The organism is Agrobacterium sp. CG674, from assembly GCF_053521645.1.
On sequence record NZ_JBNWDZ010000003.1, the window covers coordinates 480,329 to 497,521 of the forward strand.

The window sequence follows — 17,193 nt, forward strand, 5'->3', positions numbered from 1 at the left end:
AGAAAGCTTAACTATGGTCACTTACATCGACGCAGCAGCGGCCCCATCCCGGAACACCGGCGTCATCCGGTTGTACAATGCCGAAGACTTCAAAGGCATGCACAGAGCCAGCCAGTTGACGGCACGCTGCCTTGATGAACTGGCCGATATCGTCAAACCGGGCATAACGACGAACGCGATTGACCGCTTCGTTTTCGAGTTCGGCATGGACAACAACGCCCTGCCCGCAACGCTGAACTACCGCGGCTATACCAAATCCGTCTGCACCTCCATCAACCATGTTGTCTGTCACGGCATTCCCGATGACAAGCCTTTGCGCGAGGGAGACATCGTCAATATCGATGTGACCTATGTTCTGGATGGCTGGTATGGCGATTCCAGCCGCATGTATCCCGTCGGCCAGATCAAGCGCGCTTCCGAACGTCTCCTCGAAGTGACATATGAATGCCTGATGCGCGGCATCGCAGCCGTCAGGCCCGGTGCCCGCACAGGTGCGATCGGCGCTGCAATCCAGGCCTATGCGGAATCAGAGCGCTGCTCTGTCGTGACGGATTTCTGCGGCCATGGCGTCGGCCGCCTGTTCCACGATACGCCCAATATTCTCCACTACGGCAAGGAGACCGATGGGCCGGAAATGCGCGAGGGCATGATCTTCACCATCGAACCGATGATCAATCTGGGCAAGGCAAATGTGAAAGTGCTGTCGGACGGCTGGACAGCCGTTACCCGCGACCGTTCTCTCTCCGCGCAGTATGAACACGCGGTGGGTGTGACGGCCACGGGGTGCGAGATTTTCACACTCTCGCCCGGCGGCCTACACCGCCCTGGCCTGCCCCCGCTCTGAACGCAAGAGAGACGATGCCGATGGCAAAACGCCCCGCTGATCAGAAAACGACAGTCGAGACCAGAGACGGCGCAACCGGCGGCTTTGCCGAAACCAGTGATGAACGCGGCTTTTTTTCCGAAGCCCGGCAGTCACCGAGAAAAATGAGAGTAGAGCCAGCACCCGCCGTTGATGCAGATGCAGCGCACTACCTCGGTCACCGTGAGCGGCTTCGCGCGAAATACCGAGACCATGGCGATGCGGCGCTTGCCGACTATGAATTGCTAGAGCTCTTGCTGTTTCGCCTCATTCCCCGCCGGGACACAAAGCCCATCGCTAAGGCGTTGATTAGCCGCTTTGGTACCTTTGGCGGAGTGCTCGGCGCGCCCATACCGCTGCTGCTGGAGGTGAAGGGTGTCGGCGAGGCTGTTGCCCTCGACCTCAAACTCATCGCATCTGTTTCGCAGCGCATGCTGAAAAGCGAAATCCGTAACAAGCAGGTCCTGGGCTCCTGGTCTTCCGTCATTGATTATTGCCATGCCGTCATGGCACACGAAGCCCGCGAGCAATTCCGCATTCTGTTTCTAGACAAGCGCAACGTGCTGATTGCAGACGAGGTACAGGGACAAGGCACTGTGGACCACACGCCCGTCTATCCCCGCGAGGTCGTGCGGCGGGCGCTGGAACTGTCCTCCACAGCCATCATTCTTGTCCACAACCACCCCAGTGGCGACCCTACCCCATCCCGTGCTGACATCGATATGACCAAGACCATCATCGATACCGCAAAACCGCTCGGCATCTCCGTGCATGATCACATCATCATCGGCAAGGATGGGCATGTCAGCTTCAAGGGCTTGCGCCTCATCTGATCATTTGAGGGTCGTAAAACAAATCGGCCCCCGACGCTGGATCTCCAACATTCGGGGGCCGATTTAATCTTAAACAGCTTTCTCGCTGAAATCAGCCGTTCACGACGGCCAGACGCTTTTCATCCCGACCGCTTTTCATACGCTCGGACAGAAGGAACGCCAGTTCCAGAGCCTGATCGGCGTTGAGGCGTGGGTCGCAATGGGTGTGGTAACGGTCAGACAGCGAGTCTGCCGTAACAGTGCGCGCACCGCCGGTGCATTCCGTCACATCCTTGCCGGTCATCTCGATATGGATGCCGCCTGGATGCGTGCCTTCGGCGCGGTGAATCTGGAAGAAGCTCTCGACCTCAGACAAAATGCGCTCGAACGGACGCGTCTTGTAATGGTTGAGCGTGATCGTGTTGCCATGCATCGGATCGCAAGACCAGACGACCTTGCGGCCTTCTTTTTCGACGGCGCGGATCAGCTTTGGTAGGCTCTCGGCAACCTTGTCATGGCCGAAACGGCAGATCAGCGTCAGGCGTCCCGCTTCATTGGAAGGGTTCAGCGCGTCGATCAGCTCGATCAGGTTATCCGGCTGCAAGGACGGGCCGCATTTCAGACCAATCGGGTTCTTGATGCCGCGGAAATATTCCACATGGGCATGGTCCAACTGGCGGGTGCGGTCGCCAATCCAAAGCATGTGGCCCGATGTTGCATACCAGTCGCCGGAGGTCGAATCGATACGGGTCAGCGCCTCTTCATAGCCAAGCAGCAGCGCTTCGTGGCTGGTGAAGAAATCCGTCTCGCGCAGGCTTGGCTGGTTTTCAGACGTGATACCAATGGCCTTCATGAAGTCCATCGTTTCAGAAATGCGGCTGGCCAGCTTGCGGTAACGATCGGCCTGAGGGCTGTCCTTGACGAAACCTAGCATCCACTGGTGCACATTCTCAAGGTTGGCATAACCACCCATAGCAAAGGCGCGCAGAAGGTTCAGCGTAGCAGCAGACTGGCGGTAAGCGTCCAGCTGACGCTCCGGGTTCGGAATGCGCGAGGCTTCGTTGAACTCGATGCCATTGATAATGTCACCGCGATAGGACGGCAGGTTCACGCCATCCTGGGTCTCGATGTTGGACGAGCGCGGTTTGGCGAACTGACCGGCGATGCGGCCAACCTTCACGACAGGAAGCTGCGCACCATAGGTCAGAACGACGGCCATTTGCAGGAACGCACGGAAGAAGTCGCGGATGTTATCCGCGCCATGCTCCAGAAAGCTCTCAGCACAATCGCCACCCTGCAACAAAAATGCTTCGCCTTCGGCAACACTGGCAAGCTGCTTCTTCAAGCGGCGCGCTTCACCGGCAAACACCAGCGGCGGATAGGTTGCGAGCGTCGCTTCCGTTGCAGCCACTGCCGCCGCATTCGGATATTCGGGAACCTGCTGGATCGGCTTGTGCCTCCAACTGCTTGGTGTCCAATTCTGTGCCATGTTCTTCTCGCCTTTGACGCCACCAAATAAAGGAGGCAGCAACCATCCCTGTTAATCGCGCGCTTATAAACATTTTCACCCCTGCTTGCAAAGGCCAAGTTCGCCGCGATTCGTCCGGTTTGCCATCACCCTCACGCCGACGAAATCCCGTCCACCCATCCATCCAGCGCGAAAGGAGCACAGCGGTTCTTTCCAATCGCGTTGACGGCCAGTTGTCAAAGCAAGTCTCACAGCCTTTGCCACCTCTTGAGCGCGCTTGCCTGTGAATGCGCTCCATCACGAAAATTGTTTCCGGTAACATCTCTCTGGCTCCCGTTTCCATGACATGGAGGTAAGCCAGCCAGCCAAGCGCTTATAGACGCAGGATTGAAACGGTCATTTCAGCTTTGCACAGTTCACCCGAGAGAACATTGGCCTATAATGCCCTTAGAGCCGGGAGAAAGCGCCATGAACGATGTTAACTGGGACGACTTGAAGCTCTTCCATATCGTCGCATCTGAGGGCGGTCTTGCCCCTGCCGCTGGCCAGACAGGCATCAGCGCGCCGACCATCGGGCGGCGCATGCTTTTTCTGGAGAGAACCATGGGGCGCACTTTGTTTATCCGCAGCCAGCAAGGCTATCGGCTGGCGCCTGATGGCATTAAACTCCTGGAGCGTGTGAACTCCATGCGACGTACGGCCTCTGAAATCAGCCAGTGGCATGGAGATGCTTTCTCCCTGCCCATCGTCTCCATCGGCAGCAATATCTGGATGGTGGGCTTCATTGCCAACAACGCGCACAGTCTTCGCGGCCCGGAGGATGCATTCCGGCTGTGCTGCAAACTCCTCGGCACAGACGAAGATCTCACCTATCGGAGGGGAATGGTGGGGCTTTTCGACAAACCGCCAGCGAACGGCAATTTCGCGGCTCTCAAATCCGTCAACGTGACGTACCACGCCTATCGTGCGGAAAATCGTCTGGCAGAACAAAATTTGCCGTGGGTCTCAATTGGTACCGAGGTTGCCACTTCGGACGCAGAGAAATGGGTTTTTCGCCACCATGAACACATGATCCGGACCTGGACCAACGCCCCGGAACTTTTGCCAAAACTGATTGCGAGCGGTGCCGGAAGAGGCGTTCTGCCGTCATTTATCGGGGACGAGCTTAAGGGCGTCGTGCGCGACAGCGCGGTACTGGAAGAACTGTCACACCCGCTCTGGCTGGTCTTCAATGATGACGACCGCCGCTCGCCCGAGATGCGCCTTCTCATTGATCGTCTCGCTGCGCTATTGAAGCACAACGAGACCCTCTTTCAAGGCAGATCGGAAAGCAACGACCGAAGCGACGCTTCGATTATAGCCTTTCCCCGTTCTTGATGCGGTACGTCGGCGTGTACATCGTTACAAGCTCTTCCGCAGCGGTTGGGTGAACCGCCATCGTCGCGTCGAAGTCGTCCTTGGTGCAACCGGCCTTCAGCGTGATGCCCAAAAGCTGCGCCATCTCGCCCGCATCATGCCCGAGGATATGCGCGCCGACGACCTTGCGGTCTGCCGCGTTAACGATGAGCTTCATGATCATTTTTTCGGACCGGCCAGAAAGCGTCGCCTTCATGGGGCGGAACTGGGAACGGTACACCTCAATTTCCTCGAACTTGGCGGACGCCTCTTCTTCTGAAATTCCCACGGTGCCGATTTCAGGCTGAGAGAAAACGGCGGTCGCGATGAGGTGGTGGTCGGGCTTGGTGGGGTTGTTCTTGAACTCGGTTTCGATGAAACACATGGCTTCGTGGATCGCCACAGGCGTCAGCTGTACCCGGTCAGTGACATCACCAAGCGCGAAGATGCTGGGGACATTGGTGCGCGAATAATCATCAACGATAATGGCCCCTCGCTCGTTGACCGCAACACCGGCGTTTTCGAGACCGAGGCCATTCGTGTTAGGATCACGTCCCAGCGCCAGCATGACCTGACCGACGGCCAATGTGTGGCCCTGCTTGGTGCGGGCAATCAAACCACCGGAAGCATCCTTGCTCACCTCCTGGATAATGTCTTCAAGAATGATGCGGATGCCCTTCTCGACCATGGCCGCATGCAGGCCCACACGCATATCATTATCGAAACGCGAGAGGATTTCTTTGCCACGATAGATCAGGGTCGTTTCGACACCGAGTCCGTGGAAAATATTGGCAAACTCCACCGCGATGTAACCACCACCGGCAATCAGAATGGACTTGGGCAGTTCATCCAGATCAAACGCCTCATTGGATGAAATCGTCAACTCATGGCCGGGTAGCGAGGCATGCGGGTTCGGCGTTCCACCAACGGCAATGACGATGCGCTCAGCCGTAACCGTCTGGCCGGTTCTTGTCAGCTTGACGGTGTGCGCATCCACGAGCTCGGCGCGGCTGTCGAAGATTTCGGCCTTGGCGTTCTCAAGGCCCTTTCGATAGAGGCCTTCAAGCCGCGTGATTTCCTTATCCTTGGCGGCAATCAGCTTTTTCCAGTCGAATGAGCTTTCGCCGACAGTCCAGCCAAAGCCCTCGGCATCTTCAAAATGTTCTCTAAATTGGGAGGCATAGACGAAAAGCTTCTTCGGCACGCAACCTCTGATGACGCATGTTCCTCCGTAGCGATACTCTTCGGCAATACCCACTCGCTTGCCAAGGGACGCAGCCACACGGGCGCTACGCACGCCGCCGGAACCGCCGCCAATAACGAAGAGATCATAATCGAAAGATGTCATGTCAGAGCCTCTGATGGGAAGGATGACCGTGGTCATCCCCGATACAGTCATATAGGTGGCGCATGACACAAATGAAAAGCCCGGAGTTTAATCCGGGCTTTGAAATATTCTCAAACCTGTTTGAAAAAGATCAGGGCTTCGGCTTGGCAGCTGGTGCGGCCGGTGCCGGTGCAGCAGTCGCGCCTGGTGCGCCACCAGTGTTGGAGCTGTTGGCCGGAAGCGGCTGAAGATCAGCGCCAGCAACCTTCTGAAGTTCTGCCATGCTGGACGTGTTGAGATCGCGGTTGATACCAGCTGCCCAGATGTCAGCGGCCTTCATCAATTCGCGCGTGGCAATCGGGCCGTCTTTCAGCAACTTCTTACCAGCTTCACTGCCGTAAAACGTCGAGATCGCTTTCAGCTCGTCAAGCGAGAAGGCGCGTGCGTAAGTCAAAGCTGCTTCGCGTTCCAGATCGGCGCGACGCGATGCGAGTTCAAGCGCCTTGGCGTCGACAGTCGTGGTAATCGCGTCTTCAACATTTGGCGACGCCTGAATGAGCTCAGACTTCAGGCGCTCTGCAAGGCCTGGAAGAATATCGTCGAACCGGTCTGTTACGCCCAGCGTGCTGATTGCCTGCTTTGCAGCAGCAATATGCGCTTCGGAAATTTCCTGCGCACGAACGGCGGTGCCGAACACGATGCCGGAAATGAAGATCGAAGCAGCGGCAGCTTTGCCCAGTCCCGCAAGGTTGATCATGAAATCTCTCGCTCCTGTTATAGTTTCGCCTGCATTACGCGGGCGCCATCCGGCCCGGCGATAATGGCAAGCGATGCCAGATTAATGAAAAGTCCGTGCTCGACAACACCCGGTATGGCGTTCAGCTCGCGTGCCAGTGCTTCTGCATCAGGAATACGGCCAAAAGATGCGTCGAAAATGAGGTGGCCACCGTCTGTTTTGAAGGGGCCATCCTCCAGCGAACGCAGCTTCAAATCGCCTGTCAGGCCGAGTTTTGAAGCCACATTCTCAATAGCAATGCAGGTCGCAACCTGCCCGAAAATATTGATCTCGATAGGCAGCGGAAAAGCGCCAAGCGTCTCCACGACCTTTGTCTGATCGGCAATCACGATCATGCGAGATGAAGATGCCGCAACGATTTTTTCGCGCAGCAAGGCACCGCCGCCGCCCTTGATGAGTCGCAGGCCGTGATCGACCTCGTCGGCACCATCAATGGTCAGATCCAGTTCTGGAAGTTCGTCCAGCGATTTCAAGGGAACGCCAAGCTCCACACACAGACGTGCGGTGCGCTCAGATGTTGGCACGCCTTGAACTTTCAGGCCGTTGGATACTTTTTCGGCAAGCAGCCTCACGAATTCTTCTGCCGTGGAGCCCGTTCCAATTCCAAGACGCATACCGTCTTCGACGTAGGACAACGCCGCCTCTGCGGCCTTGATCTTCATTTGGCGGGCATCCATGCGGCTGCAAACTCCATGTCGTGGATCGATGAACGTGGAGAACCTGAACAGGATCCCCACGCTGGCGTGCTGTTTACACGGGTCGAATAACAAACGAAAGCCCTTGCGAGGGATACGCGCAACGATTCAAAGGTTTCATTGCAAAACGCAAGGACGATGCTTAGCCTTGGTGGCACGACACACCGCACACCAAGAGGCATGCCTTGACTCCCACTCTCGTGATATTCGATCTTGACGGAACACTCGTCGATACCGCCCCCGACCTCATCGACAGCCTGAATTACGCGATTGCCGCAGCCGGTCTCGCGCCAACCACATACGATGACCTCAAGCATCTCGTTGGTCACGGCGCACGCGTCATGATCAAGCGGGCTTTTGCGCTGCGCAACAGGGAACTGCCCGAGAACGAACTGGAGCCGCTCTATGAGCGCTTTCTCTCCCACTATCTCGAAGAGATGCCTGGCCAGAGCGTGCCTTACCCCGGCATTGTTGCGGCGCTCGACAGGCTGAAAGACGCAGGCTTCACCCTCGCCGTCTGCACCAACAAGACCACTGCGCTTGCTATACCGCTCCTGGAGAAACTCGGCCTCAGCCACTATTTCGCCGCCACGACCTGCGGCGATACATTCGAATGGCGGAAGCCTGATGCGCGCCACATTCTGGGTACGATCGAAAAAGCTGGCGGAGAACTCGCACGCAGCGTGATGGTGGGCGACAGCCTTAACGACATCGCCTCGGCCAAGAACGCCCAGATACCATCGGTCGGCGTCACATTTGGTTACACGGATGTGCCAATGGCCGAGCTTGGACCAGACGTGGTGATCGATAGTTACGACGAGCTTGATGTGGCGCTGATCGAGCGGCTGATCAAACAGCGGTCAGCTGCCGCCATCTGAGGTGCAGGCCACCTCGCCCGTCATCACGCATTCTGCGAGGTGACGGCATTCACCCAAAGACAGCGCATAAAAAAAGCCGCCTCGAAAGGCGGCTTTTTCAATGGATGCTACACGCAGATTAACGCGAGTAGAATTCGACCACGAGGTGTGGTTCCATGACGACGGCGTAAGGAACGTCAGCAAGAGCAGGAACGCGAACGAATGTCGCAACCATCTTGTTGTGATCAACTTCAACGTAGTCAGGAACGTCGCGCTCTGCGAGAGCAACAGCTTCCAGAACCGTTACCAGCTGCTTGGACTTCTGGCGAACTTCGATAACGTCGCCTGGCTTGCAGCGGTAAGAACCGATGTTGACGCGAACGCCGTTAACCGTGACGTGGCCATGGTTTACGAACTGGCGAGCAGCAAAAACAGTCGGAACGAACTTTGCGCGGTATACGATCGCGTCCAGACGGGACTCGAGCAGACCGATCAGGTTCTCGGATGTGTCACCCTTGCGACGGTTAGCTTCGTCGTAAGTTGCACGGAACTGCTTTTCACGGACTTCACCGTAGTAGCCCTTGAGCTTCTGCTTGGCGCGCAACTGCGTGCCGAAGTCGCTCATCTTGCCCTTGCGGCGCTGGCCGTGCTGGCCTGGGCCGTATTCGCGGCGGTTTACTGGGGACTTAGGACGACCCCAGATATTTTCGCCCATACGGCGGTCAATTTTATACTTAGACGATTCGCGCTTGCTCATCGTATTTCCTTTCAGAATGTTACACCGGTTTGTTACCAAACCGGATCAAGGAAACACGCCCTCCTCTGAGGTCCCGTTTTAGGACCTCTGACAGGTTTCTCACATTTGCGAATGGAGAAGCCACGGGACATGTCGGTGATGTCGATTGCCGTACGACAACTTTCGAGCTGCAAGGCAATCAACAGATAACACCGAGCATTGCTGCCCGGTGTTGTGCGGCTTCTATGGTTCCTTCATAAAGAAGTCAACGAGAAAAAAGTTTGACGGCCCTCTTGAAACAGGTTTTCGCCACATTATTTCTCGTTCGTGATCAGGACTCGGGCCCCTCTGGCGTATTACCGGACAATACGCGATGTCGAGTCTCTTGAAGATGGGGCCACGTCTATATTTTTATCACGCGTCCCCATCTGAAAAGCCAACCTCGTCCGGCCAAAGGTTGACTGATGGAATTTCTCTTCGCTGATTTTCTCGGCACCCCCACCTGGATGTGGGCTGTCTTTATTTCTCTCGTATTAGGTCTTCTCGCCCTTGATCTGGGCGTGTTGCACAAAAACTCCAAGGAAATCGGCATTCGCGAAAGCATGCTGATGTCCACTTTCTATATCGGTATCGGCTTGGCCTTCGGCGGCTGGATCTGGTATCAGTCCGGCCAGCAACTGGCTTTGGAATACGTGACAGGCTTTGTCGTTGAAAAAAGCCTGGCGATGGACAACATCTTCATCATCGCCATGATCTTCTCCTACTTTGCCATCCCTCGGCAATATCAGCACCGCGTGCTGCTCTGGGGTATTCTGGGCGTGATCGTTCTGCGCGGTATCATGATTGCCGCTGGTGCAGCCATCGTCGAGAACTTCCACTGGGTGCTTTATATCTTCGCGGCGTTTCTGGTCTTTACCGGCCTCAAAATGCTGTTCTCGTCAGATCATGATGCGAACGATATCGGCAACAACAAGATTTTGAAGTTCCTGCGCAAGCACCTGCCCGTCACCAATGCACTGCACGGTGAAAAATTCATCGTGAAGGAAGTCGACGAAAAGACGGGCAAGCTGAAGACGTTTGTAACGCCGCTGTTCCTCGCGCTGATCATGGTCGAAATTGCCGACCTTATCTTCGCGGTTGATTCGATCCCGGCGATCTTCGCGATCACCACCGATCCGTTCATCGTCTACACATCGAACATCTTCGCGATTCTTGGCCTTCGCGCTCTCTACTTCGCGCTGGCTGCCCTCATCCACCGCTTTGCATATCTGAAATATGCTCTGGCTGCGGTTCTGGTCTTCGTCGGTTCGAAAATCTTCGTGGCCGACATGCTCGGCATTGCCAAAATCCCGCCGACAGTATCGCTCGGTGTGACAGTCGCGATCCTTGCGACCGGCATCATCGGCTCTCTGTGGGCAACCCGCAATGAAACGAAAGCTGTAGAATAATGACAGATGTGGAGGCGGCAAAAGCCGCCTTCATAGTTTACTCTGCTGCCAACTTTGAAGTTTCATCAGCCGCATCCGCATCCCCGGGTGCGGTTTTTGCGTCGAGATCAGGGAAGGCAACGATGCGCTTTCCAGAGAAATCGGCATGCACGACCACCAATTCCTTCTCCTCGAAATAGCCGAGCAGCATACGGGCGCGACGCGCGGAATGCGTGCCATAGGCGCGCGCGATGCGGGCATCTGAAGGACATGGCTCTTCATTGAGCGCAGCCTTGACCAGCAACAGGAAAACACCCTGCAAATCGTCTGAAACGTTCTTGGAGAGTGCAAGCGCCCTCTGCCAGTCCTCGCTTGCCGCCATCTGCGCATCCACGCCGGAGCGGGTGATGGCGACCTGACGGCGAAACTCGGAAAGCGCCATGGGCGTGCCGGGAATGCGCCGCATACGGGCACGCACCAGAAACTCCTGATAGAGAACGGCGTCGGTACGATAGGCCGATTGCGGATCGTCCATGATTTCAGTCAGCACCGCAGAGATCTTCTCTTCGCGCTCTTCTGGCGACATTTCCGGCTGGCTGCTGCGCTGTGTCGGCTGCTGCGGCTCCGGGCCGCCAATGGCTGGCGTGGAACGGACAAGCTCGGCCAGAATATCGGTCGTTGGGCGCGGTGCCGGCGGGGTACGGCGCACCGGTGCGCGGGTGAATTCCTCCGGGTCAGGCGTAAAGATCAGGTCTTCCACATCCTGCGGTGAGTCGGGCAGCGGCATGAGCTTCGGCGACGACGAGCGTGCCGAGGTTTCCACCGCACCAATGATGATCGGCAAGGGACGACGCGACAGCGCGGGGCCGAGCGCCACGAAATTTCCGCGCTGGAGATCGCGGAACATTTCCGCCTGACGGCGATCCATACCCAGCAGATCGGCTGCACGCGCCATATCGATATCGAGAAAGGTGCGGCCCATGAGGAAGTTGGAGGCCTCTGCTGCAACGTTCTTGGCAAGCTTTGCTAAGCGCTGCGTGGCAATAACGCCTGCCAGACCGCGTTTGCGGCCACGGCACATCAGGTTCGTCATGGCACCCAAAGACATCTTGCGGGCGTCTTCCGTGACCTCACCGGCAACGGAAGGGGCAAACATCTGCGCCTCATCCACCACCACAAGGACAGGATACCAAAACTCGCGGTCCGCATCGAAAAGCCCGTTCAGGAAGGCAGCGGCGGCGCGCATCTGCTGTTCTACATCCAGGCCTTCTAGCGTCAGAACGCAGGAGACACGGTGCTGGCGAATACGGTTCGCAATGCCGGAAAGCTCACCTTCCGTGCGCTCGCCATCCACCACCACATGGCCGAACTTATCCGCCAGCGTAACGAAATCGCCTTCCGGATCGATGATGACCTGTTGCACCCAGGGAGCGGATTGCTCCAGCAAACGGCGGAGCAGATGGGATTTCCCTGAGCCGGAGTTGCCCTGCACCAGCAAGCGTGTGGCGAGCAATTCCTCAATATCGAGCTTAGCTGACTGCCCGCCCGATAGCGTTCCCATGTCGATACCGACCTGCAATTTGACAATTCCCTGCACTGCGAAAAGATGACGTGCTGACGATGCGCCGCGCGAACCTTCTCTTTACCAAATATTTCGACGAATGCGCCCGCGCATCGCGACAATGCACAGGGAATATCGCAAACGCCTTATCAGCCACGCCCCAATGAAATGCGGCGTCCGAACACGTTGAGCGCAAGTCCTGCAACCACGAGCGCGCTGCCGATAATCTCGAGCAACGTGATCTCCTCGTCGAAAGCATAATATGCACCGATGAAGCCGACAATTGGCACGAGAAGTGAAAATGGCGCAACGGTTCCCGCTGGATAGCGAAGCAGAAGAAAGCTCCATATCCCTGCGCCAACGATTGTCGCACCATAGGCCATGTAAGCGACGACAAAAACCGTCATGAGATTTCCAGTTGCCATACCCGCCGCGATGGCCTGCGGACCTTCCAGAACGAGCGAAAGGGCAACAAGTGGCAGAACTGGCACAAGGCTGGTCCACGCCACGAAGGAAATCGCGTTGACCCTGCCCACCTTGCGATTGACGATATTGCCAATTGCCCAGCTGAAGGCCGCGCCGACACACATTAAAAGCGGCACCATGGCGCTGATGTTCAGCCGCTCAAGACCAATGACGGCCAGCCCGCTGAACGCGACAACGGCTCCCGCCACATGGGATTTCAAAGGAATTTCACCCAGCAGGGTTACGGCCAGCGCCATGGTGAAAAAGGCTTGCGACTGCATGACCAACGAAGCCAACCCCGCAGGCAGGCCCCATTTAATGGCAGTGTATAAAAGCCCGAACTGCGCGCAGCCCATGACCATGCCGTAGACCACCATATGCTGCCACGGCACCTTGGGGCGCGGCAGAAAGAAGATGAGCGGAACAGCGGCGAAAAAGTACCGCAACGCCGTCAGAAACAAGGGCGGCATATCCATGACGCCGACCTTGATGACAACGAAGTTGAACCCCCACAAAAACACGGTAATGAGGGCGAGAAATATATGCGGCACTGCCATGTGAATTCCAATCGGTGCCGCAGGATATCGCGGCGCTCTTAACCGACGGCCCGCTTCCAACCCATGGTCAACAAACCAGCCCCGATCAACAGGCTGCCGCCCGTACGGTTGACGATACGTTGAACATTTGGCTTGCGAATGGAGTTGCGGGCCGCACTTGCCAGCAATCCATAAAGAGCCGCGTTGCAGGTGGCAAGCACAAGGAATGTAACCTCAAATATCATGACCTGTGGCCAGAAGGGCAAAGACGGCGTGAGAAACTGCGGCAGGAACGCCACGAAAAAGATGATGCTCTTGGGATTGAGCGCCGTAACGACATAGGTATGCAGGAAGATCTTGAGCGGACGTTCCCTGCCCTTTAGCAGCGCTTCCCCTGCGCCCTCGCCGCTCACCGGCGCCCGCCAGATCTTGATACCAAGATAGATGAGATAGGCGGCCCCCACCCATTTGAGACCCGTAAACAGCGCGGCGGATGTCGCAAGCAGCGCACCCAGCCCCAGCATCGACGCCGTCATCGCCGTAAAATCCCCCAGCGCCACGCCAGCGACAGTCGCCGTGCTCGCCTTTCGCCCATGGCCCAGCGCATAGGAAATGACGAGCAGAATCGTCGGTCCGGGAATGGCAAGCATAACAGCAGATGCGGCAACAAAGGCCAGCCAGTTCTCAATCGGCATAATCATGTCTCCCTTGGCGATGATAACGGAAAGCAAGCCATCAGGCCGGAACAAGATCAAGGAAAATTGCGATCACGGGAAGCTCAAGCTTGCCCATCGCGCAGCGCGAGCGCCATCAGGACGTCGTCATAATAGGTCTGCCCGACTTTGCGCGCACGTGGCTCGTATCCATATTGCTCGAAACCTAGCTTCCTATAGAGCCCGCATGCACCAACATTCGATGCCTCCACGACAAGGTTGACCTGTTCAACAATTGGCCGCGCATAGTCCAAAACGTGTTGAACAAGCGCTGCACCGACGCCCGATCCGCGCACTTCCGGCCGCACATACATCCCGACAATCAACCCTTTGTGCCTGAGTTTAACAGTTGCGGAGAGATGCAGACCCACAGTGCCAACCATGACATTCGTATCAGATCGTCGAGCACCAAAAATATCGTGTTGTTCGAGGCGCTGTGCGAAGTCTTCGAGGGATAGCAGGCACTCCTCTTCAAAGGATGAGCCAAAGGATTCCGGATGAGCGGCCAGACACTCCAGTCGAAGGGAGCGATAGTCTCCAGCGTCAGGGCCGGACAGCTTGTTTATTGTAACTTGCATCAGCGTTCTCAATTCTGTCGTTTAATGTGAGAACCTTCCCGGCAGCATTGCCGCCGAGAAGGTGGCCATCTCAAAAGCGCGGGGCCCAGGGGGGTATCAGTGGCGGCGCTTTCCGTTCTTTGATAACCGGAAGGCCGATGTCACGCCGCATGTGATCGGACAAATGCGAAACGTGAGCCCGCGTCTGGTGACGCTTCCATGCAACGACGAGCATGGCTCTTAATGTTACCCAGACGCCAAAATGGCTGAACAGCTCATCAACAGCGGTCGAAACATTAGTTACACGTATAGATTGTTCATTGGACATAAGAATCCGTCCCGGCGCGTTTCAGCAACCAGGCCCTTTCGTGATGGGAAAAATGCGCAAAAGGAATCGGACGTGCAAAATGCGACGACACGATAAGTCTGCGGTTGTTAGGTGTTGGAATGCCCGGAGGCAGAGAAAGGCCGCGTCAGCAGACCTTTATCGGAAAGATATCACGGTAATTGCGGTAAGGACCGGCATCATCCGACGTGCTACGCCAGCGAGGCGATGGTTCGTAAATGTAGTCATATAACGCCTCCTGAGTTTGAGTTGCGAGCTTGTAATTTTTGCCACAGCTTTTTTCACAAGGCAACAGCCTCAATCGAAAATTGCAACCGAAATCAAAATTGAAGCAAATATGCAACAGTTACCGTTGCGGGGCGGCGACCTTCAGACCAAAGCCCTGCATAAGGCGGCGCGTTGTAAAGTCGGGCTGGCCGGATGTGAAAATCGCAAAGTCGAAGCCTTCTGGATGCTCGGCACCCTGCACCATTTCGACTTTTCGACGCGCCTGTCGCGCAATGGCTTCGGCGGGATCCAGCCAGTCCACCGGCCATGGCGCCAACTTGCGAAAGACATTGGCCATGAACGGATAATGGGTGCAGGCCAGCACAACAATATCCGTGCGCGCACCTTTCTCCTCAACGAAGCACGGCGATATTTCCGCCAGCACCGCGTCATCCGAAACAGGCTCTCCGCGTATCCATGCTTCCGCCATGCGGGCGAGGTTTTCCGACCCAACCAACCGGACATGGCATTGAGAGGCGAAAGACTGGATAAGATCACGCGTATAGGCACGCTTCACGGTGCCAGGCGTTGCCAGAACCGAAACAAGGCCCGAACGCGTGCGCTCTGCCGCCGGCTTGATAGCGGGAACTGTGCCGACAAATGTCATATCGGGAAATTTTGCGCGAAGAGCCGCACCTGCAAGTGTAAACGCCGTATTGCAGGCAACAATGCAGATTTCCGGTTGGTGGGTCTCGATGAGCCAGCCAAACAATGAAAGCAGCCGCTCAGTCAGCGCACCTTCTTCCCACCCGCCATACGGAAAACCGGCATCATCAGCAACATAGATGAAGCCGCGCTCCGGCATCAGCACTCTTGCTTCGCGCAAGACGGTCAAGCCGCCAATGCCGCTATCCAGAACGAGCACCGGCTTTGACCCTGGCAGCATGGGATCACGCGTCGTCGGCGCCATCTTCCCTCACGCTTTCTGCAGCATAGGGGCCATTGCTGCCCCTCGGTGTCTGGCGTCCATATTTATCGAATGTGCCAAACACACCACGCAAAACGTTGATTTCCTGCGAAGAAAGCGCGCGGCGAGACAAGACCGCCCGCAGATTTTCAATCATCCGCTGTCTCTTGCCTTCTGGACGGAAATATCCGCGGGCATCCAGGGCTTCTTCCATCTGCTCGAACAGGCCGTAAAGCTGCTCTTTCGTCGCCTGCTGCTGTTCCAGAGGCTCAAACAGCGTCTGGCTGAGGTCCTCCATGCTGGACTTCATCCACTCATAGGACATGAGCAAAACGGCCTGCGCAATATTGAGCGAGGCAAAGGCTGGATTGACCGGAAACGTTACGATCTCATCGGCCAGCGCCACCTCTTCATTGGTCAGGCCCCAGCGCTCACGACCAAACAGAATGCCGGTCTTTTCGCCAGAACTGAATTTCAAGCGCAGGGTTTCCGCCGCAACCACGGGCGCGCGCACCGGCTTGAAACCATAGCGCTCCCGCGCTGTCGTCGCATAGGTGAATTGCAGATCGGCAGTCGCCTCTTCGATCGTATCGAAAACCCGCGTGTTATCGATGACATGGTCGGCTTTCGAGGCGGCGGAGCGAGCCTTCTCATTCGGCCATCCATCCCTCGGATTGACCAACCGCAACTCGGCCAGACCAAAATTGGCCATGGCGCGTGCCACCATGCCGATGTTTTCACCCAGCTGGGGTTCGACAAGAATGATCGCCGGACCCTCTGCAAGAAGCTCAAGCTCGCTGTTTGTACCTGCCATAGTCGCCTTCCAATATTTTGGCGTTTCACTGGCACAGATTTAAGGACAAATCAAAGGCACGAGCCGGGAAATGCGGCTTATTCACCCTTGATGATGTTTGCCATTTCCTGAACGAGCGAATCACGACCATCATCGCCCACGCGATGGATATCGCTGATCACAGGCTTACCATCTTCCTCGATGACATCGAAATCGACCTGATCGACGCTCGCCTTCATCTCCGCCTCATCCATGCAGGCCCACAGCTTGAACTTGACGTTCACGCTTGTCATGCCGTCCTTGGCTGGCGCGGGCGTGATGGCAACATCCTGCAACGGGCAGCCATCCTGCGAGTTGGTGACAACGTCGTAACCGAACGGGTCACCCTTTTCGCCACTCTCGACTTCAGAGGCGGGCTTCTTCGACGATTCGCGATATTGTGCCGCAAATGCCTTGCTGAACAGCGTGCTCAGCAGATCTTCATCGAATATGTATTTCCAGTCCTGCGCTTCGCCCGACCAGTTCTTGACTGTGATATCCATTACCTTTTTCACAGGTTCTGTCGGGTCTGCGGCAATGGCGTGGGTGGAAAAGAGAATGGCAGCAGTGGTGAGCAGAAATTTCCGCATGATGATGTCCTGGAGCAAGGCTTACCCGACGTAAGCGAATCGCC

Annotated in this window: 18 protein-coding genes; 5 read left to right on the top strand and 13 right to left on the bottom strand. The window is 56.4% G+C overall.

Annotation, left to right across the window (positions count from 1 at the left end; genetic code table 11):
* The first annotated feature begins 13 nt into the window (after window positions 1-13).
* A complete protein-coding gene (gene map / locus ACQZ51_RS11540; RefSeq protein WP_448777304.1) occupies window positions 14-844 on the top strand; it encodes a type I methionyl aminopeptidase in 831 nt (276 codons plus the stop codon).
* Between the two features lie 20 nt (window positions 845-864).
* On the top strand, window positions 865-1,695 hold the full coding sequence (gene radC, locus ACQZ51_RS11545) for a RadC family protein (RefSeq protein WP_042619783.1): 831 nt from the start codon (window positions 865-867) through the stop codon (window positions 1,693-1,695).
* Window positions 1,696-1,786: 91 nt separating this feature from the next.
* Here radC and ACQZ51_RS11550 read toward each other — a convergent pair whose 3' ends face one another.
* Entirely contained in the window at window positions 1,787-3,163 is a 1,377-nt protein-coding gene (locus ACQZ51_RS11550; protein WP_448777306.1) for a class II 3-deoxy-7-phosphoheptulonate synthase, read from the bottom strand.
* A gap of 447 nt (window positions 3,164-3,610) precedes the next feature.
* On the opposite strand from ACQZ51_RS11550, the gene ACQZ51_RS11555 reads away from it, so the two are divergent.
* Window positions 3,611-4,519, top strand: coding sequence for a LysR family transcriptional regulator (locus ACQZ51_RS11555; protein WP_448777307.1), 909 nt, complete (start codon window positions 3,611-3,613; stop codon window positions 4,517-4,519).
* Here ACQZ51_RS11555 and gor read toward each other — a convergent pair.
* The 3 genes from gor to rpiA form a co-directional block, all read right to left on the bottom strand.
* On the bottom strand, window positions 4,497-5,885 hold the full coding sequence (gene gor, locus ACQZ51_RS11560) for a glutathione-disulfide reductase (protein WP_448777309.1): 1,389 nt from the start codon (window positions 5,883-5,885) through the stop codon (window positions 4,497-4,499). The two genes, ACQZ51_RS11555 and gor, sit on opposite strands and share 23 nt — an antisense overlap.
* A 130-nt stretch (window positions 5,886-6,015) precedes the next feature.
* Entirely contained in the window at window positions 6,016-6,621 is a 606-nt protein-coding gene (locus ACQZ51_RS11565) for a DUF2059 domain-containing protein (RefSeq protein WP_448777311.1), read from the bottom strand.
* 17 nt (window positions 6,622-6,638) lie between these two features.
* A complete protein-coding gene (gene rpiA, locus ACQZ51_RS11570) occupies window positions 6,639-7,337 on the bottom strand; it encodes a ribose-5-phosphate isomerase RpiA (protein ID WP_448777312.1) in 699 nt (232 codons plus the stop codon).
* 203 nt (window positions 7,338-7,540) lie between these two features.
* On the opposite strand from rpiA, the gene gph reads away from it, so the two are divergent.
* Window positions 7,541-8,233, top strand: a complete 693-nt coding sequence (gph, locus tag ACQZ51_RS11575; RefSeq protein ID WP_448777314.1) for a phosphoglycolate phosphatase — start codon at window positions 7,541-7,543, stop codon at window positions 8,231-8,233.
* 118 nt (window positions 8,234-8,351) lie between these two features.
* Here gph and rpsD read toward each other — a convergent pair whose 3' ends face one another.
* Window positions 8,352-8,969 (bottom strand): 30S ribosomal protein S4, encoded by a 618-nt coding sequence (rpsD, locus tag ACQZ51_RS11580; RefSeq protein WP_042619322.1) that lies wholly within the window; start codon window positions 8,967-8,969, stop codon window positions 8,352-8,354.
* 443 nt (window positions 8,970-9,412) lie between these two features.
* Between rpsD and ACQZ51_RS11585 the strand changes: the two genes are divergently transcribed.
* Window positions 9,413-10,396 carry a TerC family protein gene (locus ACQZ51_RS11585; protein WP_042619321.1) on the top strand — a complete coding sequence of 328 codons (984 nt, stop codon included), beginning with the start codon at window positions 9,413-9,415 and terminating at the stop codon, window positions 10,394-10,396.
* 37 nt (window positions 10,397-10,433) lie between these two features.
* Here the strand turns inward: ACQZ51_RS11585 and ACQZ51_RS11590 are convergent, their stop codons facing one another.
* From ACQZ51_RS11590 to ACQZ51_RS11625, 8 genes are all read right to left on the bottom strand, one after another.
* On the bottom strand, window positions 10,434-11,954 hold the full coding sequence (locus ACQZ51_RS11590; protein WP_448777315.1) for a helicase HerA domain-containing protein: 1,521 nt from the start codon (window positions 11,952-11,954) through the stop codon (window positions 10,434-10,436).
* A gap of 131 nt (window positions 11,955-12,085) precedes the next feature.
* On the bottom strand, window positions 12,086-12,958 hold the full coding sequence (locus ACQZ51_RS11595) for an EamA family transporter (protein WP_448777317.1): 873 nt from the start codon (window positions 12,956-12,958) through the stop codon (window positions 12,086-12,088).
* A 38-nt stretch (window positions 12,959-12,996) separates the two neighbouring features.
* Window positions 12,997-13,632 carry a LysE family translocator gene (locus tag ACQZ51_RS11600; RefSeq protein WP_448777319.1) on the bottom strand — a complete coding sequence of 212 codons (636 nt, stop codon included), beginning with the start codon at window positions 13,630-13,632 and terminating at the stop codon, window positions 12,997-12,999.
* Between the two features lie 83 nt (window positions 13,633-13,715).
* A complete protein-coding gene (locus ACQZ51_RS11605; protein WP_448777321.1) occupies window positions 13,716-14,228 on the bottom strand; it encodes an N-acetyltransferase family protein in 513 nt (170 codons plus the stop codon).
* A 70-nt stretch (window positions 14,229-14,298) separates the two neighbouring features.
* Entirely contained in the window at window positions 14,299-14,535 is a 237-nt protein-coding gene (locus tag ACQZ51_RS11610) for a DUF1127 domain-containing protein (protein ID WP_448777323.1), read from the bottom strand.
* 364 nt (window positions 14,536-14,899) lie between these two features.
* The gene (murI, locus tag ACQZ51_RS11615; protein ID WP_448777325.1) at window positions 14,900-15,730 is read right to left on the bottom strand and encodes a glutamate racemase; all 831 of its coding nucleotides are present in this window, start codon (window positions 15,728-15,730) and stop codon (window positions 14,900-14,902) included.
* The gene (locus ACQZ51_RS11620; RefSeq protein ID WP_448777327.1) at window positions 15,711-16,541 is read right to left on the bottom strand and encodes an RNA methyltransferase; all 831 of its coding nucleotides are present in this window, start codon (window positions 16,539-16,541) and stop codon (window positions 15,711-15,713) included. The genes murI and ACQZ51_RS11620 overlap by 20 nt, the downstream gene beginning before the upstream one ends.
* A gap of 77 nt (window positions 16,542-16,618) precedes the next feature.
* Entirely contained in the window at window positions 16,619-17,149 is a 531-nt protein-coding gene (locus ACQZ51_RS11625; RefSeq protein WP_448777329.1) for a hypothetical protein, read from the bottom strand.
* Between the last annotated feature and the right edge of the window lie 44 nt (window positions 17,150-17,193).

Excerpts from the sequence above, each read along its gene's own strand:
- map (WP_448777304.1), top strand. The coding sequence starts at position 14 with ATGGTCACTTACATCGACGCAGCAGCGGCCCCATCCCGGAACACCGGC.
- radC (WP_042619783.1), top strand. The coding sequence starts at position 865 with ATGGCAAAACGCCCCGCTGATCAGAAAACGACAGTCGAGACCAGAGAC.
- ACQZ51_RS11550 (WP_448777306.1), bottom strand. The coding sequence starts at position 3,163 with ATGGCACAGAATTGGACACCAAGCAGTTGGAGGCACAAGCCGATCCAG.
- ACQZ51_RS11555 (WP_448777307.1), top strand. The coding sequence starts at position 3,611 with ATGAACGATGTTAACTGGGACGACTTGAAGCTCTTCCATATCGTCGCA.
- gor (WP_448777309.1), bottom strand. The coding sequence starts at position 5,885 with ATGACATCTTTCGATTATGATCTCTTCGTTATTGGCGGCGGTTCCGGC.
- ACQZ51_RS11565 (WP_448777311.1), bottom strand. The coding sequence starts at position 6,621 with ATGATCAACCTTGCGGGACTGGGCAAAGCTGCCGCTGCTTCGATCTTC.
- rpiA (WP_448777312.1), bottom strand. The coding sequence starts at position 7,337 with ATGGATGCCCGCCAAATGAAGATCAAGGCCGCAGAGGCGGCGTTGTCC.
- rpsD (WP_042619322.1), bottom strand. The coding sequence starts at position 8,969 with ATGAGCAAGCGCGAATCGTCTAAGTATAAAATTGACCGCCGTATGGGC.
- ACQZ51_RS11585 (WP_042619321.1), top strand. The coding sequence starts at position 9,413 with ATGGAATTTCTCTTCGCTGATTTTCTCGGCACCCCCACCTGGATGTGG.
- ACQZ51_RS11595 (WP_448777317.1), bottom strand. The coding sequence starts at position 12,958 with ATGGCAGTGCCGCATATATTTCTCGCCCTCATTACCGTGTTTTTGTGG.
- ACQZ51_RS11600 (WP_448777319.1), bottom strand. The coding sequence starts at position 13,632 with ATGCCGATTGAGAACTGGCTGGCCTTTGTTGCCGCATCTGCTGTTATG.
- ACQZ51_RS11605 (WP_448777321.1), bottom strand. The coding sequence starts at position 14,228 with ATGCAAGTTACAATAAACAAGCTGTCCGGCCCTGACGCTGGAGACTAT.
- ACQZ51_RS11610 (WP_448777323.1), bottom strand. The coding sequence starts at position 14,535 with ATGTCCAATGAACAATCTATACGTGTAACTAATGTTTCGACCGCTGTT.
- murI (WP_448777325.1), bottom strand. The coding sequence starts at position 15,730 with ATGGCGCCGACGACGCGTGATCCCATGCTGCCAGGGTCAAAGCCGGTG.
- ACQZ51_RS11620 (WP_448777327.1), bottom strand. The coding sequence starts at position 16,541 with ATGGCAGGTACAAACAGCGAGCTTGAGCTTCTTGCAGAGGGTCCGGCG.
- ACQZ51_RS11625 (WP_448777329.1), bottom strand. The coding sequence starts at position 17,149 with ATGCGGAAATTTCTGCTCACCACTGCTGCCATTCTCTTTTCCACCCAC.